This window comes from Fredinandcohnia onubensis (genome assembly GCF_002734215.1).
Lineage (GTDB): Bacteria > Bacillota > Bacilli > Bacillales > Bacillaceae_L > Ferdinandcohnia > Ferdinandcohnia onubensis.
In genome coordinates this window covers 70,033-95,214 of the sequence record NZ_NSEB01000022.1, presented here as the reverse complement: position 1 = coordinate 95,214, position 25,182 = coordinate 70,033, and the positions used below count along the sequence as shown (strand labels likewise).

General features: G+C 33.6%; 28 protein-coding genes and 2 pseudogenes. 23 read left to right on the top strand and 7 right to left on the bottom strand.

Annotated elements, in window-relative coordinates; all coding sequences use genetic code 11:
• The first annotated feature begins 4 nt into the window (after positions 1–4).
• From CKK03_RS21225 to CKK03_RS21205, 5 genes are all read left to right on the top strand, one after another.
• Positions 5–1,141, top strand: a complete 1,137-nt coding sequence (locus CKK03_RS21225; protein ID WP_099364494.1) for an SAVED domain-containing protein — start codon at positions 5–7, stop codon at positions 1,139–1,141.
• A gap of 87 nt (positions 1,142–1,228) precedes the next feature.
• The gene (locus CKK03_RS21220; protein WP_099364493.1) at positions 1,229–2,290 is read left to right on the top strand and encodes an SAVED domain-containing protein; all 1,062 of its coding nucleotides are present in this window, start codon (positions 1,229–1,231) and stop codon (positions 2,288–2,290) included.
• Between the two features lie 51 nt (positions 2,291–2,341).
• Complete coding sequence (locus CKK03_RS21215) at positions 2,342–2,740, top strand: hypothetical protein (RefSeq protein WP_099364492.1); 399 nt, start codon at positions 2,342–2,344, stop codon at positions 2,738–2,740.
• 31 nt (positions 2,741–2,771) lie between these two features.
• The gene (locus CKK03_RS21210; protein WP_099364491.1) at positions 2,772–3,572 is read left to right on the top strand and encodes a hypothetical protein; all 801 of its coding nucleotides are present in this window, start codon (positions 2,772–2,774) and stop codon (positions 3,570–3,572) included.
• Positions 3,565–4,137, top strand: coding sequence for a hypothetical protein (locus CKK03_RS21205; RefSeq protein WP_099364490.1), 573 nt, complete (start codon positions 3,565–3,567; stop codon positions 4,135–4,137). The genes CKK03_RS21210 and CKK03_RS21205 overlap by 8 nt, the downstream gene beginning before the upstream one ends.
• A 315-nt stretch (positions 4,138–4,452) precedes the next feature.
• Here the strand turns inward: CKK03_RS21205 and CKK03_RS21200 are convergent, their stop codons facing one another.
• Positions 4,453–5,235: a GIY-YIG nuclease family protein gene (locus tag CKK03_RS21200; RefSeq protein WP_099364489.1), complete on the bottom strand. Its 783-nt coding sequence runs from the start codon at positions 5,233–5,235 to the stop codon at positions 4,453–4,455.
• A 324-nt stretch (positions 5,236–5,559) separates the two neighbouring features.
• On the bottom strand, positions 5,560–6,204 hold the full coding sequence (locus CKK03_RS21195; RefSeq protein WP_245864242.1) for an EcsC family protein: 645 nt from the start codon (positions 6,202–6,204) through the stop codon (positions 5,560–5,562).
• Positions 6,205–6,308: 104 nt separating this feature from the next.
• Between CKK03_RS21195 and CKK03_RS21190 the strand changes: the two genes are divergently transcribed.
• The 6 genes from CKK03_RS21190 (at position 6,309) to CKK03_RS24285 (ending at position 11,629) form a co-directional block, all read left to right on the top strand.
• Positions 6,309–7,391: a DUF8606 domain-containing protein gene (locus tag CKK03_RS21190; RefSeq protein ID WP_099364488.1), complete on the top strand. Its 1,083-nt coding sequence runs from the start codon at positions 6,309–6,311 to the stop codon at positions 7,389–7,391.
• Positions 7,392–7,416: 25 nt separating this feature from the next.
• Complete coding sequence (locus tag CKK03_RS21185) at positions 7,417–7,674, top strand: NUDIX hydrolase (protein ID WP_099364487.1); 258 nt, start codon at positions 7,417–7,419, stop codon at positions 7,672–7,674.
• A gap of 72 nt (positions 7,675–7,746) precedes the next feature.
• Complete coding sequence (locus CKK03_RS21180; RefSeq protein ID WP_099364486.1) at positions 7,747–8,298, top strand: hypothetical protein; 552 nt, start codon at positions 7,747–7,749, stop codon at positions 8,296–8,298.
• Between the two features lie 192 nt (positions 8,299–8,490).
• Positions 8,491–9,492, top strand: a complete 1,002-nt coding sequence (locus CKK03_RS21175; RefSeq protein WP_099364485.1) for a hypothetical protein — start codon at positions 8,491–8,493, stop codon at positions 9,490–9,492.
• Between the two features lie 248 nt (positions 9,493–9,740).
• On the top strand, positions 9,741–11,228 hold the full coding sequence (locus CKK03_RS21170) for an LAGLIDADG family homing endonuclease (RefSeq protein ID WP_099364484.1): 1,488 nt from the start codon (positions 9,741–9,743) through the stop codon (positions 11,226–11,228).
• 146 nt (positions 11,229–11,374) lie between these two features.
• Positions 11,375–11,629, top strand: coding sequence for an ATP-dependent DNA ligase (locus CKK03_RS24285; protein ID WP_099364483.1), 255 nt, complete (start codon positions 11,375–11,377; stop codon positions 11,627–11,629).
• A 126-nt stretch (positions 11,630–11,755) separates the two neighbouring features.
• On the opposite strand, the gene CKK03_RS21160 is transcribed toward CKK03_RS24285, so the two are convergent.
• From CKK03_RS21160 to CKK03_RS21145, 4 genes are all read right to left on the bottom strand, one after another.
• A complete protein-coding gene (locus CKK03_RS21160) occupies positions 11,756–12,118 on the bottom strand; it encodes a cyclic-phosphate processing receiver domain-containing protein (RefSeq protein ID WP_099364482.1) in 363 nt (120 codons plus the stop codon).
• Positions 12,119–12,496: 378 nt separating this feature from the next.
• Entirely contained in the window at positions 12,497–12,709 is a 213-nt protein-coding gene (locus tag CKK03_RS21155) for a hypothetical protein (RefSeq protein WP_099364481.1), read from the bottom strand.
• Between the two features lie 522 nt (positions 12,710–13,231).
• A complete protein-coding gene (locus tag CKK03_RS21150) occupies positions 13,232–13,720 on the bottom strand; it encodes a hypothetical protein (protein WP_099364480.1) in 489 nt (162 codons plus the stop codon).
• A gap of 601 nt (positions 13,721–14,321) precedes the next feature.
• A complete protein-coding gene (locus CKK03_RS21145; RefSeq protein WP_099364479.1) occupies positions 14,322–14,510 on the bottom strand; it encodes a hypothetical protein in 189 nt (62 codons plus the stop codon).
• Between the two features lie 130 nt (positions 14,511–14,640).
• On the opposite strand from CKK03_RS21145, the gene CKK03_RS23875 reads away from it, so the two are divergent.
• From CKK03_RS23875 to CKK03_RS21125, 4 genes are all read left to right on the top strand, one after another.
• Positions 14,641–15,231 carry a helix-turn-helix domain-containing protein gene (locus CKK03_RS23875; RefSeq protein ID WP_180271348.1) on the top strand — a complete coding sequence of 197 codons (591 nt, stop codon included), beginning with the start codon at positions 14,641–14,643 and terminating at the stop codon, positions 15,229–15,231.
• A gap of 167 nt (positions 15,232–15,398) precedes the next feature.
• Positions 15,399–15,596, top strand: a complete 198-nt coding sequence (locus CKK03_RS21135) for a hypothetical protein (RefSeq protein ID WP_099364478.1) — start codon at positions 15,399–15,401, stop codon at positions 15,594–15,596.
• Between the two features lie 742 nt (positions 15,597–16,338).
• Complete coding sequence (locus tag CKK03_RS21130; RefSeq protein ID WP_245864240.1) at positions 16,339–18,261, top strand: TRAP transporter permease; 1,923 nt, start codon at positions 16,339–16,341, stop codon at positions 18,259–18,261.
• Between the two features lie 34 nt (positions 18,262–18,295).
• Positions 18,296–19,306, top strand: coding sequence for a TAXI family TRAP transporter solute-binding subunit (locus tag CKK03_RS21125; protein WP_245864238.1), 1,011 nt, complete (start codon positions 18,296–18,298; stop codon positions 19,304–19,306).
• Between the two features lie 524 nt (positions 19,307–19,830).
• On the opposite strand, the gene CKK03_RS21120 is transcribed toward CKK03_RS21125, so the two are convergent.
• Positions 19,831–20,427, bottom strand: a complete 597-nt coding sequence (locus CKK03_RS21120; protein WP_099364477.1) for a TetR/AcrR family transcriptional regulator — start codon at positions 20,425–20,427, stop codon at positions 19,831–19,833.
• Positions 20,428–20,589: 162 nt separating this feature from the next.
• Here CKK03_RS21120 and CKK03_RS21115 point away from each other — a divergent pair, with 162 nt between their 5' ends.
• The 8 genes and pseudogenes from CKK03_RS21115 (at position 20,590) to CKK03_RS21090 (ending at position 25,124) form a co-directional block, all read left to right on the top strand.
• Positions 20,590–21,543: a zinc-binding dehydrogenase gene (locus tag CKK03_RS21115; protein WP_099364476.1), complete on the top strand. Its 954-nt coding sequence runs from the start codon at positions 20,590–20,592 to the stop codon at positions 21,541–21,543.
• A gap of 482 nt (positions 21,544–22,025) precedes the next feature.
• Positions 22,026–22,232, top strand: coding sequence for a hypothetical protein (locus CKK03_RS21110; protein WP_099364475.1), 207 nt, complete (start codon positions 22,026–22,028; stop codon positions 22,230–22,232).
• Between the two features lie 12 nt (positions 22,233–22,244).
• Positions 22,245–22,328: pseudogene (locus CKK03_RS24280) on the top strand (hypothetical protein); the annotation flags it as partial.
• A 469-nt stretch (positions 22,329–22,797) separates the two neighbouring features.
• On the top strand, positions 22,798–23,118 hold the full coding sequence (locus tag CKK03_RS23870) for an ArsR/SmtB family transcription factor (RefSeq protein WP_099355516.1): 321 nt from the start codon (positions 22,798–22,800) through the stop codon (positions 23,116–23,118).
• 3 nt (positions 23,119–23,121) lie between these two features.
• Positions 23,122–23,514: an SRPBCC family protein gene (locus CKK03_RS23865; RefSeq protein ID WP_180271347.1), complete on the top strand. Its 393-nt coding sequence runs from the start codon at positions 23,122–23,124 to the stop codon at positions 23,512–23,514.
• Positions 23,515–23,537: 23 nt separating this feature from the next.
• A complete protein-coding gene (locus CKK03_RS21100; RefSeq protein ID WP_099364474.1) occupies positions 23,538–23,909 on the top strand; it encodes an iron chaperone in 372 nt (123 codons plus the stop codon).
• Positions 23,910–23,973: 64 nt separating this feature from the next.
• Entirely contained in the window at positions 23,974–24,675 is a 702-nt protein-coding gene (locus tag CKK03_RS21095) for an FAD-dependent oxidoreductase (protein ID WP_099364473.1), read from the top strand.
• Positions 24,676–24,703: 28 nt separating this feature from the next.
• Positions 24,704–25,124, top strand: a pseudogene (locus tag CKK03_RS21090) (VOC family protein).
• The last annotated feature ends 58 nt before the right edge of the window (positions 25,125–25,182 follow it).

The following is a 25,182-nucleotide window of genomic DNA, read 5'->3' as shown; positions in this document are numbered from 1 at the left end:
GAGATTGACTTCAAGTACAAAAAAACCTAAAAAAATAAAACCAAGAAGAAGGCAACTTAGAACGGTAGAAGAAGCTTATTTGTGGGTTGCTTGTGGTGGGGTTTGTTCATTCGAAGGCTGTAACAAGAGATTGATTGAATCTTCTTCCGGGGAACTTACTAATGCTGGGATAAAAGCCCATATAATTGGTCACGCAGAGAATTCCGCTCGGCACGAATATATGGAGGAATATGGATTCATCCAAGAAACCTTGGAAGACATATCGAATTTAATGCTGATGTGTTACTACCATTCTAAATTAATCGATGATGAACACACTCGGGATCAATTCCCACCTGAAAAATTATTTAAAATGAAAGCGGACCACGAGAAGAAGGTTGCATCTTGGTCAGATGATAAGAAGAAGAAAAGTATTGCCTTGATTCATAAAAGAATGGGTGGTCCTATAAGCGATATCGAATTTGATGGTGAGGCTCCGTATATCCTTCTGGATGCTGTGGAAGACCAAACAGTATTCGAAGACTTCACACTCGAAGGGTGGGAACAGGGTAAAAAAAGAAACGTTGAGTTATACAGCCAATTTCTTCAGAAAATAAAAGAGAAAGAAGCAGAAGTAGGAGAAGTGTTTCCTTTGTCTCCTATTCCGTTATTAATCCATCTAGGTTCTTTATTAACGGATACTGTTCCCTATTCTATATACCAATTTAATCGAGAGACACAACTATGGGTATCGGATAACCCTGGTACAAATAAAGATTTAAAATTGATAGTCTCAGAGGAAATTAAAGAGAGTGAAGAATTAGCAGTTCTTGTCTCAGTAAGCGGTATAGTAAAACTGAAATCAGTAGAGGAAACCTTGGAGAATGATTTTGATTTTATTTCTTTTGAGGTAGATGATCCTGGTTTGAAAAGAATTCTATATAGAGAAGATGTCGTTAACATCCAGAGCAAGATTAAAGATGATGTAGAGAAATTATTTCAGAAGTATGATTATGAGAAAATACACCTGTTTTATGCCGGTCCCGCAGGCCTTGCGATTGAGATAGGCAGAGGAATAAATCCAAATATATGGTGTGAAGTTTATTTGTATCAATACAATAATAGAACAAAGCCGAAGTATCAATATGCATTAACAATATAATTGCTAACACATCATCAAATTAATTGGTGATGCGTTTTGGGTTTTTGGTACTTGATTTCCCAACAATGAAAAGGATGGTTGAGATTATTGAGTTGGAATTTACTTACAATTGTTATTTTGTTAGCAGGAGTTATTTTTCTATTTATTAAAACAAAGAACCGACAGATTGAATTTGGGTTTTCAGTTAATTTCATTACGACAGGGCTCGCTTTAATAACAGATTCTTTCGGAACTACTTCTGCCGAGCTTTTTTCCTTTTTAAGAGGAGAGGATCTAGATACCAACTATGTTCAACTTGGTACCGGATTAGTGTTGATTGTCATTGGAATATGGATGTCTCGCTATGTTAAAAACAAATTAACCATCTTAAATTTGTTAGGCGTAAAAGAAAGAAGAATTGAAGAACATAGGGCTGATGTTGGTCTAAATCAGTTTGAATTCAAGGAACGTGAAATCGATTTAAGTAATTATGCTAAAAAAGGAATGAGTCAAGAGAGATACGATGATGTGACTGAATTGATTGACATAAAAATGGAATCCTTTTGTGCGGAAAACAAAGATGTGAAAAAGGGGTATACTGGGAATGCTCCGATTCCTCTTACGATGTATGCAGGATATCGATATAAAGGAAAACCAACAACAGATTTTTTTGAATATGATCGTTTTGCTCAAAGATACTACAAGCTACAAAAGGCCAAACGTTGGTATAGAAAGAAAAAACAATATCCGAAATTGTCATTACAGCAACCCTTAGATAATATAAATCTAGCAGGAGCAGAAGAAGTCGTACTAGGGATAAGTGTAACAATGCTCATAAAAAGGGAACAGGTACAACAATTTAACGCACCTTTTGTTCATTTATCCATTCCAGAACCTGTACATAATGCAATTAAATATGAAGAACAGCTGTACGAATATATCGAAACCATTTTTCATACAATCGTAGAACTTGGGAATCAACATAGCTTTAAAAGGATTCATTTGGTCATTTCTAGTCAAAGCTCGCTTCCTTTTGAACTAGGGAAACAACTGACAACGGAATCATATATGAAGAAAGTCATTAATTATCATTATGTGAATGGTCCAATTCCTCGATATACGTGGGGAATTTCCTTTAACAGTCAAGGAACAAATTATTTACAATGCTAAAAGAAGTTGGGCGGAAAGAAAGTTTAGCACTTTATGAGGGAGAAAATTAGGATGGAAACTGTAAACATTTCAAAAGATGATGCTATTTTTTATTTGGATATGGTTAATTCGTCAAAGAGCCCAAATTTTCAAGGCAGTATGCACAGAAGAAAACCATATTATGATCTATTCAAAGAAAAAGAATCCGATGAATATCGACGTTTTATATTTGTTTACAATACGATGAAGCACGTTATATCAGATAGGGAACAATATATTTTAAACGAAATATATGGTGTGGAAAAAGAATGCTCGAAATTATCATTAATTGCTACAACGTTAGATGTTTCACCAGAACGCATTCGAGCTATAAGGAATTATGCTGAACGTAAAATCTCAACAGAACTTGATTTGATGATAAAAAACAACTTTGTTTCGGACATTGAAACCAATACAAATATAAAGTCATAGACTTCAAGTATTTAAAAATGAGGTGAATCTAATGCTTCAGGCTATACTTAAAGGTAAAGTTCCGAGTGAATTAGTAAATAGCGAGGATTTATTAACATCTTCTGTAATTGGTACTATGCGTTATATAACAAATCTTCAAATATTGAAATCCATTCTTGAACAGGCGATAAATGCAAGTAATGAGCAATTATCGATAGATATTGAAATTCAAGAAGTTATTTATTATTTTTGGCCAAAATTAGAGAACAGTGAACCAGATGTATTGATTCAGCTAAAAGACTCTAATAACCAATCCTATATCGTATGCATTGAAGCTAAATATTTTTCCGGAAAGTCTAGTTATGAAGATGAAACCGTTGCATTCGACGAGAGAAAAAATTACCATCGTGATCAACTAGCTAGAGAAATTGAAGACTTATATAGATTAAGTACTTTAAAATTATTAAATATTAAAAAAGAAAATATTAACGCTATACAAATAATTTATTTAACCAACGATACATATATTCCAATAGACGATATTGAAAATAGCTCCAATTCAATTCGTGAGGAAAAGTTTAAAAAAGAAGATATCTACTGGCTTTGTTGGAAACGGATTTCTAATGTGCTAAGGATGAATTGGGTTGGTACGCCACAAGATAAATTATTATTAATAGATCTTATTAATCTATTTAAAAGAACAAATCTAATTAGCTTTGGTGGATTTGAACAATTCTATGCAGTTGAAGAAACAAATTGGCAATATACTACTAATATGAGACAACTAAATTGGAGAGGCCTCAATTTTGTTGAAAATAATTACTGGACTTATAGGAGTGGAACAAATGGATAAAAATGAAATTATGGTAAAATCAATTGATAATGTTAGGAAGTTGATTGATAATTCCATACTAATTCTGAAAGATATTGACACATATTTTTCAGACAAGGGATTTGTTCCGATATTAGGGAATGCAATTGGTACAGAATCGAGTAAAAGTATTAATCAAGCATATGATAGTAATGGAACCTTTTTCCCACAATTTATGTTAAGACCGTATGTAAAGAAAACAAATTTAGAAAATGGGATAGTTGGTAAATTGGCAGCCATAAATATACAATTTTTCCACCCAAAGTACGACCTTATGACTCCACTAGTTATAAACGGTGTTTTTTATTTTCAACAGCCAATAAAAGACCCAAAATCAGAGCTCAAAAACTGGTGGCTGAAATATGCCGTTTTAGAATATAACCAATCTGAAAGGTATAGTTATGAAGAAATATATTCGGTTAAACCATTTAGTGATGACAACACAGAAATTAAATATTGGATAAATCCTCTCACTTCCATAGAAAACCAAGATGATGTATTTAAAACAGTTGAAAAGTTAATTAGTTTATATAATGAAGAAATATAAATAGACTTGGAACTTAGAATGTGATTCTGCATAAATATACTTTCACTATCAGGTGCTATTATTCAAGAAGGAAAATAGCTCTTTCTTACTGAAGTAAAGGGGACAGGTTAGTGGAAGAATGAATTAGAGTTGAGAAAATACTCAAATTAAAAAAGCAAAAGATACACTAATCCTTTTGCTTTTTTCTTGAAAATTTATATGATTTCAATTATTAATTTAACTGCAAATTAGTACAAAATGGAACTCGAACTTAAAGTTTACTGTGCTATGTTGTTGGTAAGTATCACAACAAAATTTATGCTTGTTCTTATTGCCTTAATAGTATAATGACATTCTCTTAGCGTCCCAACCTACCGATGACATTGAAAAAATGTTTTTATTATCAAACCTAACATAGTCCTTTAGCTGCTGTTCCACAGTTTCAGTAGAAGGGAGTCCATAACAATGCATTATGTTTTCAAGGAATTGTGGTTTTTCTCTTTCTACCCATTGGTCGATAACTTTAAGTGATGCTTTCATTCCGGAACTAGAATAGTATGAATGACTGTTGCCGGCTAAATCTTGAACATCCATCCATAGGTTATATAGGTGACCATCTTCTGGTGGAAATCCTAGTCCCATTATCGTATCTTCAGCTGAGGTTCTATTTATTACAATGGGGTCTACATTATCAAGATAATCTGATTTTCTTGCTTTTCTTTTTTTAGGGTTTGTGAACAGTACATCTTTTTTGTTGAAAATTGGATGAAATTGATTGATGTAGAGTATTTCAAAAAATAAAACGTCTAAATCACCGGTTGGAACAGGAATAGTTTCAACTCTGTAAAAATGCTCATAAAAGTCATTGATGTGTGAATCAAAATCTGTACAATGTTTATCCAAACGATCTTTTACCTTTTTTCCTTTACCGACATATAGTAGTTGGTCAAGTTTGTTATAAATAAAATATACACCTTGGTAGGTAGGGAAAATCTCGGTTTGCCATTGATAAAATATTTCCCTTTTTGATTCATTTTCTCTTTTAAACTTGTTTCGGTTTGTAATTAAACTGCTTGTTTTAACAGGAAATTCTTGAGGAATATTTGTTTTTTTTCCCATAGTACAACTCCTTAGATATTTGGTTATGGTGTTTTCATTTTACTAGTTATTTTATAGATTTAACTTAGTAGAAAACTGTATAAGTTTTTATTATCATTCAAAGATTTGAGAGGGTCTCAGTCTATCGGAAAATTATGTAAATACAGAAACTTCAACCTATATTCCAATAAATTAGTGCTGAATCACAAAACCATTTTGTAATGAAAAGTATCGATACTCTCGAGAAGATTTAGAAAATATGAAAAAACTATAATTTTATTCAAATATTTAAAACAGACCTTCTAATGCTATAACATATCAATAATTTCAGGTTCATCATTTCTTTTAGAGTTTTTGCTCTTGAATAAACAGCTTGTAAGCAACATTTCCTATAGTATTTGTAGCAACTGCATCTACGGTACCGCCAATAATTCCTCCTGCTAAAGGCACCATCTTACCTAAATTTATGACACCTTTTTCTCCAAACTTTGTTAGTAAACGAAAGCCTACAGCTTGGTTGATTTTTTTTATTACTTCGAAAGGAATTTTTTTAATACCGGTTACAGCAAGTTTTTTTCCTATCTGGACACCCGCATTTTTAAGAACATCTTTTGCTCCATTTCCGGCTAAACAGGCGTAAACAAAAGTTTTAACTTGGTCATCTTTTACATCATAACCACCCATATGTGCAATAGCTGCAACCATTCTTATTTGAACTAAAATAACACTTGCTATATTGGCCGGTAAAGCCACAGGTAATGTAATAACCCCACCCAACCCAGTTAAAAATCCACTAGTCGCACTTTTGGTATTTTGCCAGAGTATTAAACTTTTAACTTTTTCATCTAAGGTCTCACTCTTGTGTAAGTAACTATCAGCTAATTCTATGGCGGTGTCCATTCCAGGTACACCACCATTAATTGCTTTATCATAAGACCAATCTAATGCCTTCATTATTGCGTCGTGTGTTAAAGATTTAGTTTTAGACAATTATACTCACCTTTCCCCTTGGAAATTATGGTAATATTATACTATAAAACTGAGTGCGGAAATTCCTATTTTATCTTAATAATATTATATAGAGGTGTGAGTATATGCCTATAGAAGTTGGAATATGGAAGGTAAATGGCGGTATAAAAAAGGTGGATTACTCAGTAATCGAATCAGAAAAAAAGTTGGAGGATATATTGTCCAAAGATTTGTCCATTCTATCTGATGATCTTTTACTGATTGGTAGACAAGTTCAAACAGAGTATGGGAAATATTTAGATATGCTCGCAATAGATGGAGAGGGAAATCTTCATATCATTGAATTAAAGAAAAATAGAGCACCCAGAGAAGTAGTAGCTCAAGCATTAGACTATGCTTCCTGGGTACAAAATCTTTCATATGATCAAGTATTAAGAATATACGAAGACAAAAATAATGGTCCCCTAGAAGAAGCATTCGCTGAAAAATTTGATGATAGTTTACCAGACAAGTTAAATGACACACATCAAATTACAATTGTTTCATCACGACTTGATAGTGAAACAGAAAGAATAATAAATTATTTATCTAATAATTATGATGTTCCAATCAATGCTGTTTTCTTCCGGTATTTCGAAGAGGGGGAACAACATTTTTTAACTAGAAGTTGGTTATTAGATCCTAATGTAATAGATGAGAAATCTAGTAATAAAAAAGTAGAGGATAAAAAGGAAAAATGGAATAAACAAGACTTTGTAGTTAATTTTGAAGATAAGGCATCTAGAAAATGGGAAGATGCAGTAAAATATGGATTTATTTCAGCAGGTGGTGGACGTTGGTATAGTAGGACATTAAACCAATTATTTGTTGGTGCTAGAGTATTTTGTATGATACCTAAAAGTGGATATGTTGGTATTGGTACAGTAATAGATACTGTTAAACCTATAAAATATGTTACATTTAAGGTTAATGAAAAAGATGTTGAAATGTCAGATCTAAACCTCAAAGCAACCAATATGTTCCACGATGTAGAAGATCTTGAGAAGTGTGAGTATGTTGTTAAAGTAAAATGGTTAGCCAATGTATCTAAGGCAGAAGCATATTGGGTGAAGGGCTTAAAAGCTAATCAGAACAGTGCCTATAAATTGAGAAGTCAATACACTATTGATAAAGTTTTGGAGTTTTTTGAACTTAATACTGATGAATAAAAATAATAAATAGACAGGTGTCAATATGGAGAGAAAAAGACCTATAATACAAAACAAAGTCGAAATCCCCGTAAATATTTTCAAAGGAGAAGAATTAATTGCTGAATGTCCTAGTATTCAGGAGGCTGCAAGATTTTTCAAGAAAGAAACAAATTCTAAACGGTTCAATTGGTCTGCTATTAATAGGGGGATTTGGCACGGTGAATCATATTCTAATGATGGAGCTACTTATTTTTTTGTAACCGATGAAGAAGCCGTTAATAGAAAACTGGATGCGAAGTAGTCTAAAACTAGCGAAGATTATGAGACAGACTAATGCAAGTGATTTTTACATCAGAACTAGTGAGGAATGGATATGTTAAAAAATAATGCTACATCGGCAGAGAAATTAGTTTATAAAAGAGCTTCAGTGTGGTTAATAAAAAACTACAATGCAATAAAATTAATGGATCCAGAATCTAGACATACCTTTCAAAATAGTACGAATTTTATTCAAGGCTTCGTATATAGATGCTTAAGGTCCTCTGCAAAAGAAACTTTAGATATAAATTATGATTGGAATAGTATAGGGGTGCATAAATATATTACTCCAATATCGTTAGAAATGTATGAAAGTAATAAGAAAACTTCATATATAAAGGAACACATAGTATGCAAAAACATATATTTCAAAGATATAATCAAAGAATTAAAAGAAGAGTTTCCGGATGAAGGTATCATTGGTAATATCCTATTAAAGTATTACTTTACGGCTCTTATAACCAAAGAAGAGGATAAAAAATTGGATGAAAAAGGTCTAAGAAGGGTTATGTGTGTAAATGGGGAATGGGATTATGAAAGTTTGTTTATTAGGTATGAAACAGCAGGAATCGAATTAGTAGAAAATCCATACTATGTTTTAAAGTAGGGAAACAAAATTAGTATACTAAAATGGCTTGTATTGAGGGTGGACTTAGCCTATTTGACAGACATAAGCTAAATTTAAATATACAGACCCTGTAATTTCCCGGTTAGAAGGGTTCCCTCGAACTAACTTCGATTGTAAGCACATTTATAGAAAAATAGAATTATTGGCGTGAAACCAGAAAGGATAAAAGATATGTCTCTTTCAAGTTTACTAAAGGGTTCAAAACCTAAAGAAAAGGAATTTCAGGCAATTTTAAAAGAAATTATTCCGGATAAGAAATCTTTTAAAACAAGTTCTGGAAAAGAAGCATTCTCTAAAAATGAATATGATGATTTAGTTCCTTACACACTAGTTAAAAGCTATAATTCAACCGTGATTGGTACTGCATTTGATTACTTAGCGAGAATTATGCTTGCCCGACTTGTTAAGAAAAATAGAGAAGAATCGTATACAGGCATAACAGCCGAGAAAGGACTTATCGTCTTATCAAGTTTTCTAACTAACCATCGTTCTATTGAATCAAAAATTGAAAAAAGATTTACGAAAGCAATAAAAAAGTTAAAAACCTTTAGCGATAATAAACAGGATATTAAAGAATTAATTTTAGATGTTTGCTTCTTAGCTAAATTAGAACACATTTTTCGTTCTAGAATGGCTCCAACAAACCTTTTAGAAAAGACATTCTTTAATGATCCTGATGATGAAGTCATTAAAGATTTAGAGGAATTATGTGATGTTTTTCAAGAAATATTTATACCGGGAAGTGTAACTCCAAATAGTGAAATAATATATAATCCTCATTTTGGTGTTGCTTCAGCATTTGTTGGAGGTGCAGACGGCGACATTATCATTGACGGTACATTATATGATTTTAAAAGTGGAAAAAATATAGGCTATAAATGGCAAGAGGCTGCTCAATTGGTCGGTTATTTTTTACTTAATGAGATTTCTTTAGATATTAGTAACGCAGATGATTTTGCTGATGATTCATATGAACATTTAGAAATTAATCGAATTGCTTTTTATAAAGCAAGATATGGTGAAATTGAATACATAGATTTAACATATTTTGATATGAACGTAATAAATACAACTAAAAAGAAGCTTGTATCTTATTTTGTTAAAAACCCAAATTTAAGTATGGCGATGATTAAAAAGCTTCATATCTTGGAAAACTTAGCTAATGCCAAATAGTATTGAAAAACCAATGATGCTTTAGTTTAGTGTGTTTGCTGATAGATAGATAGAGCTCTTAAGAATGTTGATAAACCCACCAACATCCATTGTGTTGTCAATTACAGTCCACACATTACGTCTATAATTTTTTTATAAATGTTTCTATAAATTTTATTTTTAGAAAACATTTATTTTGGTAAAGAATGGAGCATATTTTTGTGGTTTCTACACAAATTATTATAAGCCAACTTTGGAGGTTTATAATAATGCCCAATGAAAACACATATATAAGAACGGACCAGGGCCTGATTAAACTAAAAGACTTAAAAGCAGGGAACCTAATTGTACAAAAAAACGGTTATGAAATTTACGAGTCTATTGATGATATAAAAATAAATTGCCTACAAGGTGGCAAAGCTTCTGCTTTGCCATTAAGTTATATTTGTGTAAAATACAACGAGCAAAAGTTGGAAGCGATTACAAATACATCCAGAAAACTATCATTAGGTGAGAAAGAAAATATTCTAACAATAAATGACAATCTTGATTTTTGTCTATCTAATGTTGAAATAGGTCTAACTGTTCCTAGAGTAAGAAGGTGTTGCAGTTCTTACTCATTGTCTCTAATAAACCTTCCCGATTTAAAGGAGAGCAAGTATTTATTCAAAGACTTCCTTCCTCTAGATGGGGATTTAGGATATTTGTTTTCTGTTTATATTGGAGACGGTTGGATATCAGGAGATAGAGTCTGCCTTGCCAGTGAATCAAGCTATATCCCTGACAGAATCAAGGACATTATTAACAAATATATAATAAATGATATGACTTTACATATTTCAAAAGTTGTTGCCCCTCATACTTTTAACGAAAAAGAAAGTTACTGTGAAAAACATACTTGGTCTTCAAAAAGATTTTCTGCACTTTTAGGTAGCAATATTGGAAAGGGTGCCTATTTTAAAAGGTTGCCTCCATTTTGGTCAACTACGCCAGTAGATTTTAGATGGGGACTAATTTCTGGTTTAATTGATACTGATGGGTCTATTGCTTACAATTTGGAGAAGGGTCAAACAATAGTTAACTACACCACTGTTTCTAAAGACCTTGCAAATGAGATTATATGTTTATCCCATTCACTTGATTTAACTGGAACTATAACTGATACCGTAACTCCAAAGGGAAGGCCTTGTTATGTAATTACATTCAGCCAAGAAAGTATTTATAAAATGAAGGATAAATTAATGTTAACTCACCCTATAAAAAATCATCGGTTAAATAGCTATATCCCGAATTCAGGTTTTAAAAGGAATAAATACACTCCAAGATTGTCTATTTTTCGTTTAGCAGAGTTAAGAAAATCTATCGGAGCAAGAAGAGTAAGAAATCGATCCGGTGCATTTATGACAAATGATGATGATGAACTAACCGAATTAAAGAAGAGAAGAAGTTTATATCAGGTAGTGTATAGAATTGAGAAATCAGGGTGGATTTTAACAAGACAAACTGCTCTAGAGATTATTAATCTTAACCTTCCAATACTACTAACCCCTTTCTGGAGAAAGTGGGTCTTACTGGTAGAAAATGATGAAATAGAATGGGAAGTAATTAGTGAAGTAAACAGCTATAGTAAAGCAAATACAATTGAACTACTTACTTGTGATTTATCCCCTGTTCTTTTTGATAGTGGAATTTCAACTGGAATACCATTGGTCGAAAGTAAAATAACAAATAAAATGAAGAGTTCTCCAATCTTCTAGGGAGACCGTGTTAGACACGTTATAATTTCAATAAACCCACCAACATCTCTTGTGTTGTCAATTACAGTCCACTCACAATAATGAAGTAACAGCCTTGTTTTCCGAAATATATAAAGATTTTAAGCTTCCTGACGGTACTATTTTAGATGGTACCAGATAGAACAGGAAAGATAGATTTTGAAGCAGTTATGGAGCGTTTTAAAAGCAAAAAGAGCCTACACCAACTCCAATATTGTGTATTTGATGTTATTTACTACAAAGGGGAGAAAGCAGCTACATCATCACTCCTAGACCGTAAGAAACTATTAAAAGAAATAGAATTTACACTTCTTCAAGTTATTTATAATCACTTTTACCCAATTTTTAATCATTTTAACAAAATCTTGATAACTCTTTGTTAATCATACTATTGATAGATTATATGATTGTGGTCAAGTGTAGAACAAATACTTATTTCCGATAGTCAAGAGCAAAAAATATGGCTGTTGAGCATTTAAAAAGGGCAAAGAATTGGACCATAGAAGCTCTTATTCTCCAGAATACTTATTTACAGTTATTGAATAATGGTATATCTCTATGTCTTGGTCAATAAAACCTCTTCTTTGAGCACCATTCAATGTATGGAACATATTTTCACGCCCTACTCCATTGTCTGTATGAAGATATATTTTTTTAGCACGATACCCTTTTTCGCAGAAGATCTTAACAAGGTCATAACCAGTTGGTAATAGATTACCTTCACTATCTTCGCCTAAGTCGTGATCAAGTGATAGTATGGAAACCTTATAGTTTTCTAAATATTGTATTGCTTCATCGACATTTCTTGCGACTACAAAACCTTTTGGACAATCCCTTAAATCATCAACATATAGATTTATTTCTTGTTTCAATTGTTAACACCTCTTCATTTTTCATAATTGTATTAAAAAACAATAATCTTTATGAAAACAGCCATTTCTTTAAAAAAATGACAAATTACTGTATCCGGATCGTATTCAAGTTTTACAAAATGGTTTTTCTTTCGTCCAGGATATTTGGTGTCACCAGGTTCAGCATTCAGGAATTTATTTACTCTTTCTAACAAAAAAGTTTGTCCACGCCATAATGGGTTTCGTTAACTATAGCAAAATGCGGTACAATTTGTATAAAGATAATAAAATTTTTGAATATGTAATTCCCTAATTTGTTGAACCGTGTAATTCATAGATAAAACAAATGTCATATGGAAGTTATTTGGTAAATAAAGAAATAAGGAACAAAATCGCTCCTTATTGGTTCTTCAATATGTATTTAAAGTCTTTTATTACTGTATCTTTAAGTTCTGCTGTCTTTTCATCAATATGGTTCTCAATGTGTTCGAAGTATGGTACTAGACCATTGATAAGATTATCTTTAATACTAGATACTTCTTTCTTTAGTTCCTGCTGTCCTTCTTTAAGTTCTTTTAATTCGTTAAGAATTAATTTTAATGTTTCTTCCATTAATATCCACTCCGATTTTTTTATATTATAACACGATTAAGTTAAGAAAAATTACTCTAATCTATTATTTTTTTCTTCGTAATATTGGGCAGAATCTTGCATAGAAGAAATAGCGAAACGTGATCCAGACTTGCTGCAACTATTTCGTATATATAGAGCACAAGATGAACATTTTTACCATTCCAGATCTGCCTATCGATACATTGTAGGAAAAGGGAATGGTAAATACGTTACAGAAATTCCCTCTATTCCAGCAGTAATAGGATAGGAAGGACTGGGAAAGATGATAACGGGAAGGAGGGACGGGTATAGCGGATATATTTTATACCAAAAAAGACACCATACGAATATGGTGTCTAGGGAAGTCTTTCTATACCTGTTCTTTTTCCCTTCCAATTATAAAAGAACCTGTTATCGATAAACCTGATCTAATTGAATAACGTCCAAAGTATTCTATTTGTGCTTTTAAGTGTTAAAATTAGTTCGTTAATAATCTATCGAAATTCTCTTATTTAAAAAATGCTAGTTAACAATTTTAAGACTTCTATTAAAATCAGTAACAAAGACAGCAGGAGTAATTGTCTTAGAGATAACTTTGATTTGACCATTAGCAATGTCCAATTCTATCCTTCTATGGTCTGTGGTTATACAAGTGAAAAGCCTCTTTTCAGACCCAGGAATTACATAATTCAAGGAAGTTTCCAAAACAAGACGGAGATAACTATTCATATAAATCTCCCTGCTTCTTTGGTGAGAATCATTATAAATCTTAGATTCCGAGAAACGAATCCTGGATGGCTGCCTTGCTACAATTACCTTTTTGAAGTGGAAATCATTATCCAAGTGCACCTCAACATTCTGTTCAAACATCATTCCCTTGTCTGCTACAGCTTTAAATAGATTCTCATTTTCCATTTGGACTTGATCAGCCCTGAAGTCGTAGTAAAGATATAAAAATTCCTCTACGTAATTTTTCAAAATGTTTTTTTTATCAAAGCTGTTACTACTCATTGACTTATCATTCCTTATTAGTTTTATAATATACTTAGTTAATAATGATTTGAGGGACCACTTTTTACACAGAGATTCTGAAAATTTTGATATTAACCTCTATAGTTCGACCTCTTTAGCAAAATATAAGCCAAAAGTAAGACTGAAAATATTGTTATCCCCCTTTATCCTCCTACAATTTTACCATATTTGTTAATTAGATAATTTTAAAAATGAAAAAAACAAGTTAATCATTTTTCATTTTGTGAGGGGATTAATAAAGATAAAGAAATCCTTGGTTGAAGAAAAAAGTCCTTTAGAATAATCGCAAAGCAATTAATCAACGATTTAAATTTTATCTTTCTTTTTGATTATATAAACCCACCAACATCTAATTGTGTAGTTAATTACACTCCACACACTATGAGGCCTTTAGCTAATTGTAGGTGCATAAAAATAAGAGAGCCTTATCCTTGGCGGATAAGGCTATTTAGTAGAGAGAAGTTACTTATTGAAATGATTCGATTCTTGAATGATACGCAAGAACCGTCCCTAAGTTTCTAATCAATAATTGTACTAATAATTTGTACTTTAATTAAAAACGTAATTTTTTTACTCTAATTTATTTAACTCTTCGTATTCCAGATCTCCTGAAATCATTTTCAAAATCTTTCAAAATAGTCTCTGTCACTTTCTCTGTATATTTCTGATGATGCTTCTCCCATCCTCCGTTATGCTTGATAATCATTAGCTGAGCAGCACCTCCAGAAACTCTTTTACCTGACTCAGGGTTAATAAATGAACCTTTCATTTTTTATTCCTCCTATTCATCTTATGTTTCGTTGTAAAAATAAACAACGTTTGTTACAATTAATTATAATGGATGTTGTTGTAAAAAACAACAACAATCGTTATAGAATTTTACAAAAGGAGCAATCGAATTGGGTAAATACTCTGAAATCCTTAAAGAATACATAGAACAATCCAACCTAAGTTTAAGTCAGATTGAGAAAGAATTACGCAAAAAAGGGTTTAATAAAAACAAATCCTATCTAAGTAATCTTCAAAATGGCAAAACTGATCCCCCTTCACCAGAAGTTAGTATTGCACTGGCCGAGATAATTGGCGGTGATTCAGTTAGATTAATTCTTACTCCCCTAATTGAATCTTTTAGACAGAATGAAACAATGGATCAAGAGAGTTTTTTTAATGTTGTTTCAAATTTAATATTTGGTTTAATAAGCACTATGGTAGATATCTACAAAGAAGAATTTTACGAGTATATAAAACACTTTGATGACTCAATTGATGAGAATTTTCTACAATTTCTTAGTTATGAACGTATGAGAAATATCTACAATGAAATACCTCAAGAAGAAATTATAAAAATGTTCCTTCCAATAGATGTAGAAAAAAAACAAATCAACAATGAATCCGTACAATTAACTTTAACCGTGAGCAATGATGAAGAATTATACTTGTACGAATGCTTAAAAGTATATAGAAAACTGCAATTAAGTCCTAAATATTAATATAGGTGGATATCGTATTTCACTTGTTATAATTTTACTTCTGCATTTTCCCTGAAAAGTGGAAAGCGAAATTTACGTCCTTTTCAAATTGATATTTAAAGAATTATTTCGAAAAAATTACACTTATTGTCAATTTATTTATGTTAAAACTTACTGGAATTATTAAGGTGAAAGGGGCATTATTATTTACGGGTTTATGGTCTATTTTTCAGAAAAGGGAAGAACATCGACTCGTGGACAAGGAATTAATTGACCTGGTGAATCGTCTTGCCAAGGCACCAGTTGGTGAACGTAAGGTTCCATTATACCAAACACCAACCGATAAGAAAAAAGCCTTTAAAGTTATTAATGGTAATAAAAAATAACGGTTTTATTTTCAGTTCTGACCGTATAATGCCCTTTTTTGATCCATCCAATTAAACCGCTCCTTTAAATAAGTTTTCCTAATAAGTTTTTGTTGATAAACCCACCAACATCCATTGTGTTGTCAATTACAGTCCACGCACGTTGAGTGCATAACCAAAATCATAAGATCTGTGTATCCATAAATAACATTTGCCAGTTAAAATAAAGTCTTACTATACAGACCTAGACACTGATTTTCGTTTGCAAAACTGAAGCCCAATCCAAACAAGGATTGGGCTTATTGCTTATCACCTATGCGTGGAACTATTTGTGAAACAAGAATTTTCGGGTTGTCACTGTGACGTATCCTTACACTTTAAATTTAGGAGTTAATCCTAATGTAAAAGGAAGTGCTGAAGAAATCTATTCGCAACTTGGCATACCAATGTCAACAGCGATAGATATTATTTGAAGTAAAGGAAAAAAAGAAAAATGAAGATAGAAAAAATCCAATAAAGATAGGTAATTATCAAAAAAGGACCAAGGTAATATTGCAACCCTATTCTTCTTGTATACATTAAGCCTAAAAAATAAATGTAAAATTTTTTAATATTTTTATATTTAGTTACATCTAAACTAGGACAGTGAAGAAACTGCGTAATACTTTAAAGCCTCTTCGTATTGACGTACTAAAGAAACTACACTAATATAAAGTAAATTAGAGAAGATTTGAATTTTTTCATCAATAAGGAGGTGGTCGGGGTGAGCAAGGAAATGGAATTAGTAGAGAAGCTAGATAGTGAGTTTCGTGTTCGTACATATATAGGAAAAGCTGCTATGGCTGTTACAGGACTTGCAGTCATTTGGTCGATTTTTCAAATATTTGCTGCGGGTTCTGGTGTTTTTGATGCGATCTCCTTAAGGGCATGGCATATGATGTTTCTTCTTGTTGTTACATTTTTGCTTTATCCTGCTACAAAAAAAGGCAATCGGGTGCTTAAATTTCCGTCTGTATTCGATCTCATTCTTATCTTATTAAGTATAGCGTCAACCGGCTATTTACTAGCTTCATATAAAACCATAGTGTTACGTGGAGGCTTTTTACTACTACCGGATTACATATTTGGAGCTATTGGTATTTTGATGATTTTTGAAGCGGCGCGCAGGGTGGTTGGGAATCTAGCAATCTTAGCTTTAATATTTTTCCTATATAATTTCTTCGGCCCGATGGTCCCTGGAATCTTCGGACATGGTGGGTTTAGCATCAAGCGCATCATTGATTACTTGTTCTACGGAAGCGAAGGAGTTTTTGGAATTGCAATCGGCGTTTCCGCAACCTTTGTGTTCTTATTTATCTTATTTGGTGCATTTTTGAGCAGAAGCGGGTTCAGTCAATTTATTAATGATTTCGCATTAACGATTGCAGGGAGATCTCCAGGAGGACCGGCAAAGGTTGCTGTTATCGCCAGCAGTTTGATGGGAATGATCAATGGTAGTGCCTTAGCCAATGTAGCAACAACGGGTACACTGACTATTCCTCTTATGAAGAAAAATGGCTATAAAGCTAGGTTTGCTGCGGCTGTTGAAGCGGTTGCCTCGACAGGTGGTCAATTTGCTCCGCCGATCATGGGGGCAGCGGGATTTGTTATGGCAGAGTATTTAGGTGTTTCCTATACTGTTGTCATGGTGGCCGCGATTATTCCGGCGTTTCTCTATTACTTAACTTTAATCATGGTTGTCCATTTTGAAGCGAAACGACTTGGGTTAAAAGGGCTTTCGAAGGATAACATTCCGAAAGCAATGGATGTGCTAAAGAAACAAGGGCATCTATCTCTTCCATTAATTGTATTAATGGGAATGCTATTTATGGGATATACCCCATTATATGCAGCTGTATTTTCAATCGTCGCCTGTATTGTCGCAAGCTGGCTGCGCAAGGAAACGAGGATGGGACTAAAAGATATCATCTTGGCATTTGAAGAAGGAGCGAGAGGTGCAGTCGGCGTTGCAGTTGCCTGTGCCGTAATTGGTGTTATCATTGGTACTGTATCTCTAACAGGTCTTGGTCTGAACTTTGGCTATGCGGTGATGAATTATACAAATGATAGCCTGCTTATCGCTGGGTTGCTTGTAATGATTATGAGTATTATTCTGGGAATGGGTGTTCCTGGGGTGGCAGCGTATGTGATTGTCGCAACTGTGGGTGTTCCAGTATTAATTAACCTTGGAGTTTCACCGCTTGCAGCCCATATGTTTGTGTTGATTTATGCTTGTTTATCAAATATCACACCACCAGTAGCACTTGCTTCATATGTTGCTGCGGGGATCGCGGGTGCCAATCAAAATCAGGTTTCCTTAACTGCTGTAAAGCTTGGATTAACCGGCTTTATCCTGCCGTTTTTCTTTATCTTTAATCCGGCGCTGCTGCTTGGAGCAAATCCATATTCTGAGAGTATTATTCCAGCGGTTACAGCAATTATTGGATGTATTTCACTTGCAGCAGGGTTGCAGGGGTGGTTGATTACGAAAGCGAATGTGGTTCAAAGAGTTATCTTTGCAGTCGTTGGTATTTTAATGATTGCACCAGGTAGTTTAACTGACTATATTGGCATTGGTTTATTAATAGTAGTTTTAGCTTGGCAGTGGGTTGCAAAAAAAAGTTGGCCCAAATCAGTCAGCCTATAAACTAATTATATAAAAATAAGGGGAGGTCTACAAAATGCTTAGAAAGAAAAAAGGCTTTCTAGTATCCATGATGCTAGGTGCAGCCCTTATGTTAGGTGCATGTGGAGGTGGAGAATCTTCAAGTCAAGAAGGTGGCGGTAAAGAAGGGGCAAAGCAGCAAAATTTAAATTTCCCAACAGCAGGATCAACGGGTACCATCTATCCGTTAGGTTCAGCGATGGCAAACCTTTGGGGAACTGAAATTGAAGGGTTACGTGTCAATGCTCAAGCTTCCAATGGCGGGGTTGACAACTTGAACCAATTGAAAGAAGGAGAAGCACATATTTCATTCGCTACTTCCGGCATCATTTGGGAAGCTTATAACGGTGAAAGAGGATTTAAGGATCGCAAATATGAAGATGTTCGTATTGTAGCTGGTCTATACTACAATCCAAATCAGTTTGTTGTTCGTGAGGATGCAGGTATTGAATCTGTTGGTGATTTAAAAGGAAAGAAATTTGCACCAGGATCAACAGGAAGTACACCTGAAGTTGAATCAAGTATTATTTTACCAGCTTATGGAATTAACTATCCAGATGATATCAATGCTAACTTTGTTGGATTTACAGAAGCGATTGATTTAATGAGAAACAAGCAAATTGACGGTGCTTTAATCCAAGCAGGGCTTCCAACTGCTGCGGTTACAGAAATGACTTCTACCGCTGACGGTAAATTAATTGGAATTGAGCCGGAAATCCGTAAACAATTAATGGAAGAATATCCTTGGTATTCAGAAATGACGATCCCAGCTGGTACATATGAAAACCAGAAAGAGGATGTTGATACGCTTGCGATTAAAATGATGTTAATAGCTGATGCATCAGTTGACGAAGAAACGATCTACCAAATGACAAAAGTATTCTGGGAAAACCTAGATCAGCTTGAGACTACTCATGCCATCGTCAAGCAAATGGAAATTGAAAATGCAGTAACCGAGCTTGCTGGTATTCCATTGCATGATGGTGCGAAGCGTTATTATGAGGAGAAAGGGTTATTAGAAGAATAAGATTAGATTTTTTTGGAGTGTCAGGACAATTTTGTTCTGGCTCTTTTTATTTTTGTGTTGGTAAATTGGGATCTTTTATCCTTGTTTCTAGAATGATTTTGTAAATTTGAGTTGTCATCGTGTTTGGTGATTTTCTTGCGTATTTGGGATATAAGGGGCATTCTATCGATATTATTTAGAAAATTAGAGTATTTAGGAAGAGTCTAGTATAGTCATAACCCATCAATAAGGGGGGATGGCACGGAAGAAAAGGGGCGTTCCTTTGCTTTTAAGAGAGAGTTCAAACAGGTTATGGCGGAAGCCGAGGGGCTGTATTTAGAGAAGGTTGGTTTTTAAAAAAACTCCTTAGTTTTTTTAACGGAGCTCTACTCACCAACACCCATGTATTTCCAAATGCACTTCACGCATGTGTGGGCTGTTGGAGTCGAACAATGCCCAATCAAACAAAGATTGGGCTTATTGCCTATCACCTATTTGTGAAACAAGAATTTTCGGGTCGTCACTGTGACGTATTCTAAAGTTTGTTAAGTGTCAATCTCTTTTATAACAAACCCTCTTGCAAAGGTATTTAAAATTCGAATGAGGCGCTCTGTCATTTCACTGGGTGTTACATCAAAATCCCGCGCAATCCAGTCCGTAATTAACCCCGCCGTACCAAATGCCATATAACGCTTTTGGTGGTAATCATCAACAGAAGGTACATCGTATTGAATATCAAATTTATTTTTCAATAAATTAAATATCGCTTCAGGCAATTGCTGGTGTATGTGTGGCAAGGTATCTTCTAAAAGTATTAATGTAAAGTAATCACGGTGATCGTAAATATAATACAACAAGTCGAAGGAGTTTGTTGTTAACTCTTCTACTTTTACCCGACTATCGCTTTGGTATTTAGACGTGCTGTAATACTGAATGGCTTCAAACATTTCGTCCATTAACTCTTCAACAAGGTCATATATGTTTTGATAATACACATAATAGGTTGTGCGATTATATTGCGCATAATCAACTATGTCCTTCACCGTAACAGCACTAAATCCCTTTTTATGTACCATTTCAATAAATGCTTTTTTTAAGAAATTTTTTGTCCGCATCGCTTGATTGGAATTGGATTTCATCATATTCCTCTCCTATTAGACAGATTTGATGAAAGTGTTGGTATCCTCAACATTATAGCAAATATTAAGGATGGTTTATAGCAAGAGAAACCTAGTAAACTATAAATGTAGCAAGAATTATTCGGGGAAATTACAAAAAAATTTGAACAATTTGGAGGAGATAGTATGAGAGGTTGGCTATTTTCAGGCACAAATAAACCACTAGAATTGATTGAAAAAGAAGATCCGAAAGCGATTCCAGGTCACGTTGTGATAGACGTGAAAGCTGCTGGTCTATGCCATTCAGACGTTGCAGCATTACAAGATCCAGGTTGGATGCCGCTTTTCCCAAATGGTCCTGTTATTATGGGGCATGAGTTTGCTGGGGTTGTTATTGAAGTGGGTGAAGGTGTTGAAGGTTTTAAAGTTGGAGACCGTGTTGGGGCTAACCCAATGAATAGAGAAACAAAAGTAACTGCCGGGTATAACTATGACGGCGGGTATGCAGAAAAAGTACGTGTTCCTGCAGATCAATGCGTAATCATTCCTGAAGGCGTTTCCTATGTAGAAGGAGCAGCTTCAACAGATGCAGGGATCACAGCATATCGTGCTCTTTTCAGTATTGGACAAGCTAAAGAAGGTACAAAACTAGGAATCATCGGAATCGGTGGTCTAGGTCAATTTGCTCTACAAATGGCTCTAATTAAAGGTTGCGAAGTATACGCTACCGATGTTTCTGAAGGAGCTCGAAAACTTGCTGGAGAACTAGGAGCTCATAAAGTATTCGATACTGTTCTAGATATGAAAGAAGCAGAATGTGACGTTATTGTTGACTTTGCTGGTTTTGGACAAACAACTTCTGACGCACTGGAAGCTGTAAGACCAAAAGGAACAGTAGTCATTGTTGGTATGGGTAAATTAGAATCCAATATCAATACGTACTTAATGATTACAAAAGAAATTAAGCTTCTAGGAAGCAATGGTGGATCCGTAGAAGACTTAAAAGGCGTATATGATTGCTTCGCTACTGGAAAAATGAATCCAGCTCTTATCACAATCCCGTTTGAAGAAGTCGACAAAGGGATTGAAAAACTGAAAAACCATGAAGTAAAAGGACGCTTAGTAGCTGTATTTGAATAAATGTAAGTTTCCTTTATTAAAGTAGAGGTTGGGATAAAACAATCCTCTGAAATGAAAAAGCCTGTGAAATTTTTTCGTAAAATTTCACAGGCTTTTATACTTTCAGCCCGCAAACTTAAAATGTCATATTTTTATCACAAACTTCGGTTATCTAAGTTTTTAAAATTGTATTACTTTTTCCTTGACTATTATATTAATAAAATATAGTCCTATAATTTTTTAAAGCGAAAAAGGGAAAGAATCTTTGATTATCAGTTATTAAACAAACATATAGTTTTCATCTAATGAAAAAGTATTATATTAATACTCCGATGGATTTTTTAAAATATTTCTGCTTTTTTCTTTAGTATTTCCTCCAAGAAAGTACTATGATACTATCTTATAGGTTTTGGAATTAGAAGATATTTCATCACAGATTAGAGTATTACTGGTTTTGATCATCATCCATTCCAAAATCATAAAAAATATTATTGGAGTGTATGATGAAAACAAAAGAGAATGTTCAAAGTGAAAATATGGAACTCTTAATAGAAATCTTTCATCTTAGAAATACCTTAAGCGAAATATACTCTCAAAAGGGGCCAGATAACTCTGTATATCTTTCACTTTCAATAAAGTTAAAATTACTTGTTAATTTGTATATTGATGAAAAAATTTCTATGTTGAAAGATGAGTTTATCGAAATATGAAATGAAAAAGGTTTTCAAAACAAAGAAAGTATTGAGACGAGCAGGAAACTTGATAATGCAATAATCGAATATCAGAAGTTGATGTATATTGGCTAGAATGGGAGTCAAAAAAGTTATCCTAAAGGAATTATTGATTAGGATAACTTTTTTTGTTCTTAAACCTTTATACCTGAACTTTTCAGTAGTTCATCGTTTGCAGTTCTATTTACGATTTTGTCAAAACATCACTCAAACTAAAAGACAAAGAGTGCCTAATACACAATATGTGGTGTCAGGCACTCTTTTTTGATATTAAAAATCTCTATCTAAATATAGATAATTACCACATTAAGGAATGACAATAAAACTAAAAGGAAATGATTATTTATCAATAAAAGAATGTTCACGATTTAAAATTGGTCGCTAAAGCTACGGTTTTTTAAATTTAAGTTGACAACAATAAATAGAAGGATTACATGCAGAAAATGCTAGATATCTTTTAAAAAATATTGACTAGACACTAATTGGTGTCATATAATTTAGGACACCGATTAGTGTCATTTATATTTAATAAGGGGGGAGGATTTTGAACACTACTCACCAAAAGCACGATGTTTTTGTAGCAATTGCAGATCCAACAAGACGTAAATTAATACGTTTGTTGGCAGGTGCAGAAGAATTACCTCTTCACGAACTAACTCCTCATTTTCAAATGGGTCGGACTGCTGTGTCTAAACATTTGGCTATCCTTAAAGATGCTGATTTAGTTACTAACCGTAAAATAGGTAGAGAGACAAAGTACCGACTAAATCCAGCTCCCTTACAGGAAGTGAAAGATTGGTTAGCTTTTTATGAAAAGTTTTGGAATGAAAGAGCGATATTACTAAAGAATATATTGGAGGAATAGAAAATGGCAGATTTATTATTAGATTTTCAATTTAAGAGCCCAATCAATAAGGTATGGGATGCATTAACACATTCGGATACACTTGCACAATGGGTAATGGAAAATGACTTTAAGCCAATTGTAGGATATAAATGTCAGTTTCGAAATAAGGATATAGATTTAATTGTTGATAGTGAAGTATTGGTAGTAGACAAGCCTAATAAGCTATCTTACACATGGGTAGGTGGGCCGGTAAACACGATCGTCACATGGACATTGAAAGAAGAGAATGGAACAACCTACCTACACCTTGAGCAGACTGGATTTGAAAATGAGAATGTTCAAGCGTTCAACGGTGCGAAGTATGGTTGGGCATATAAGATTGAAGAGCTTAAAAAAGTGTTAGAGGAAATTTGAACGAAATCATAGGAGGGTATAAATTGGAGGTTTTTGCTAAATTTTTAGCGGGGATTGATGACCCTTTCCACAGAGAAAGAACAGAAGAAGTATTAACTTGGATAACAGATAAATATCCAAATTTAAAGAAAGAAATTAAATGGAATCAACCAATGTTTACGGATCATGGCACATATATAATTGGTCTTAGCGTTTCTAAAAAGCATTTAGCCGTCGCTCCTGAAAGTGTAACGATTACTATTGTAGAGGATGACATTGTAAAGGCTGGCTATAATTACACAAAGGAGATTATACGTATTCCTTGGAAAAGTCCGGTAGACTACACACTACTTGAGAAAATGATTGAATTTAATATTAAGGACAAGGCAAACTGTACAACTCTCTGGAGGAAATAGAAAAATATAGGGTAGCCCTTAGAAGTGTATGAGGGCTGCTGTGAGTCTTAAAGGAGATAATGAAATGGGATTTTTTCAAGATATGATTGCAGTATTTAAAAAGAGACAATTAGTATTTATAGAAAGCTATAAAGAATCAGATGATGTGTATACATTTGTATTTGAAAAAGAGAAAGATCTAACCTGGAAAGCAGGGCAGCATGGATTGTTTAGTATTACTCATAAAAAAGTGAAAAATCCTACTAAACCTTTTACAATAGCAGCTGCTCCAAGTGAAAATATTGTCAGGTTAACGATGAAAATAAATGATAAGCCAAGTGATTTTAAGAAGGCAATGTTAGAACTAAAACAGGGAATGACAATTGGTATGTCTGGCCCTTTAGGGTCATTTAATGTAAACGATGATCGTCCTACTGTCCTTATTGCTGGAGGAATTGGAATCACACCGTTTCGATCCATCGTAAAAAAGATTGAGGCAGAGGGAAAAGGTAATAAGAAGCCAATTCACCTACTCTATATGGATAGTGAAAAGTCTTATCTATTTAAAGATGAACTTGATGCCAATAATGCCTCAATAAGTACCACGTATCTTGATTCTAGGGATAACTTACATCAAGAGATAAATAAGTTAGCTAATCTGTATCAGAACAATGGTCAATATTTGATTGCAGGGCCAAAGTCAATGGTGGATTCAATTTCTAGTTACTTACAAAATAATAGTATTTCAAAAAAGAATATCAAAAAAGATGCTTTTTATGGCTATTAAAGGATGAGTTGAGGAATTGAGTTCATTTATGAAACCAAGAATCACTGTCATTACATTAGGTGTAGATGATTTGGAAAAGGCACTAGAATTCTATCGAGATGGATTGGGAACCAACAGTAGGTATTGTAGGTAAAGAATTTGAGCATGGAGCTGTTGCCTTTTTTGACCTACAAGCAGGTTTGAAACTTGCTATTTGGAAACGCGAAGATATTGCATATGAGGCAAAAGTTACACAGGCTGCTGTAAGTCCTACTGAATTTACAATTGGTCACAATGTAAATAGTAAAGAAGAAGTAGATAAGGTATTAGAACAAGCCAAAAAAGCGGGTGCAAAAATAACGGATCCAGCACATGACACTTTTTGGGGTGGATATTCTGGTCATTTCCAGGATCCGGATGGTCATTTGTGGGAAGTAGTTTGGAACCCTGCATGGGAGATTGAGGACTAGTTTTGTGTTCTTGAAAGAGAATGTGATTCAGTAAAATGTTAAAGGGTTATTTCAATAG

Coding starts and splice junctions, on each gene's coding strand:
- CKK03_RS21215 (WP_099364492.1), top strand. CDS start 2,342: ATGGAAACTGTAAACATTTCAAAAGATGATGCTATTTTTTATTTGGAT.
- CKK03_RS21210 (WP_099364491.1), top strand. CDS start 2,772: ATGCTTCAGGCTATACTTAAAGGTAAAGTTCCGAGTGAATTAGTAAAT.
- CKK03_RS21205 (WP_099364490.1), top strand. CDS start 3,565: ATGGATAAAAATGAAATTATGGTAAAATCAATTGATAATGTTAGGAAG.
- CKK03_RS21200 (WP_099364489.1), bottom strand. CDS start 5,235: ATGGGAAAAAAAACAAATATTCCTCAAGAATTTCCTGTTAAAACAAGC.
- CKK03_RS21190 (WP_099364488.1), top strand. CDS start 6,309: ATGCCTATAGAAGTTGGAATATGGAAGGTAAATGGCGGTATAAAAAAG.
- CKK03_RS21185 (WP_099364487.1), top strand. CDS start 7,417: ATGGAGAGAAAAAGACCTATAATACAAAACAAAGTCGAAATCCCCGTA.
- CKK03_RS21180 (WP_099364486.1), top strand. CDS start 7,747: ATGTTAAAAAATAATGCTACATCGGCAGAGAAATTAGTTTATAAAAGA.
- CKK03_RS21175 (WP_099364485.1), top strand. CDS start 8,491: ATGTCTCTTTCAAGTTTACTAAAGGGTTCAAAACCTAAAGAAAAGGAA.
- CKK03_RS21170 (WP_099364484.1), top strand. CDS start 9,741: ATGCCCAATGAAAACACATATATAAGAACGGACCAGGGCCTGATTAAA.
- CKK03_RS24285 (WP_099364483.1), top strand. CDS start 11,375: ATGGTACCAGATAGAACAGGAAAGATAGATTTTGAAGCAGTTATGGAG.
- CKK03_RS21155 (WP_099364481.1), bottom strand. CDS start 12,709: ATGGAAGAAACATTAAAATTAATTCTTAACGAATTAAAAGAACTTAAA.
- CKK03_RS21150 (WP_099364480.1), bottom strand. CDS start 13,720: ATGAGTAGTAACAGCTTTGATAAAAAAAACATTTTGAAAAATTACGTA.
- CKK03_RS21145 (WP_099364479.1), bottom strand. CDS start 14,510: ATGAAAGGTTCATTTATTAACCCTGAGTCAGGTAAAAGAGTTTCTGGA.
- CKK03_RS21125 (WP_245864238.1), top strand. CDS start 18,296: ATGCTTAGAAAGAAAAAAGGCTTTCTAGTATCCATGATGCTAGGTGCA.
- CKK03_RS21120 (WP_099364477.1), bottom strand. CDS start 20,427: ATGATGAAATCCAATTCCAATCAAGCGATGCGGACAAAAAATTTCTTA.
- CKK03_RS21115 (WP_099364476.1), top strand. CDS start 20,590: ATGAGAGGTTGGCTATTTTCAGGCACAAATAAACCACTAGAATTGATT.
- CKK03_RS21110 (WP_099364475.1), top strand. CDS start 22,026: ATGAAAACAAAAGAGAATGTTCAAAGTGAAAATATGGAACTCTTAATA.
- CKK03_RS23865 (WP_180271347.1), top strand. CDS start 23,122: ATGGCAGATTTATTATTAGATTTTCAATTTAAGAGCCCAATCAATAAG.
- CKK03_RS21095 (WP_099364473.1), top strand. CDS start 23,974: ATGGGATTTTTTCAAGATATGATTGCAGTATTTAAAAAGAGACAATTA.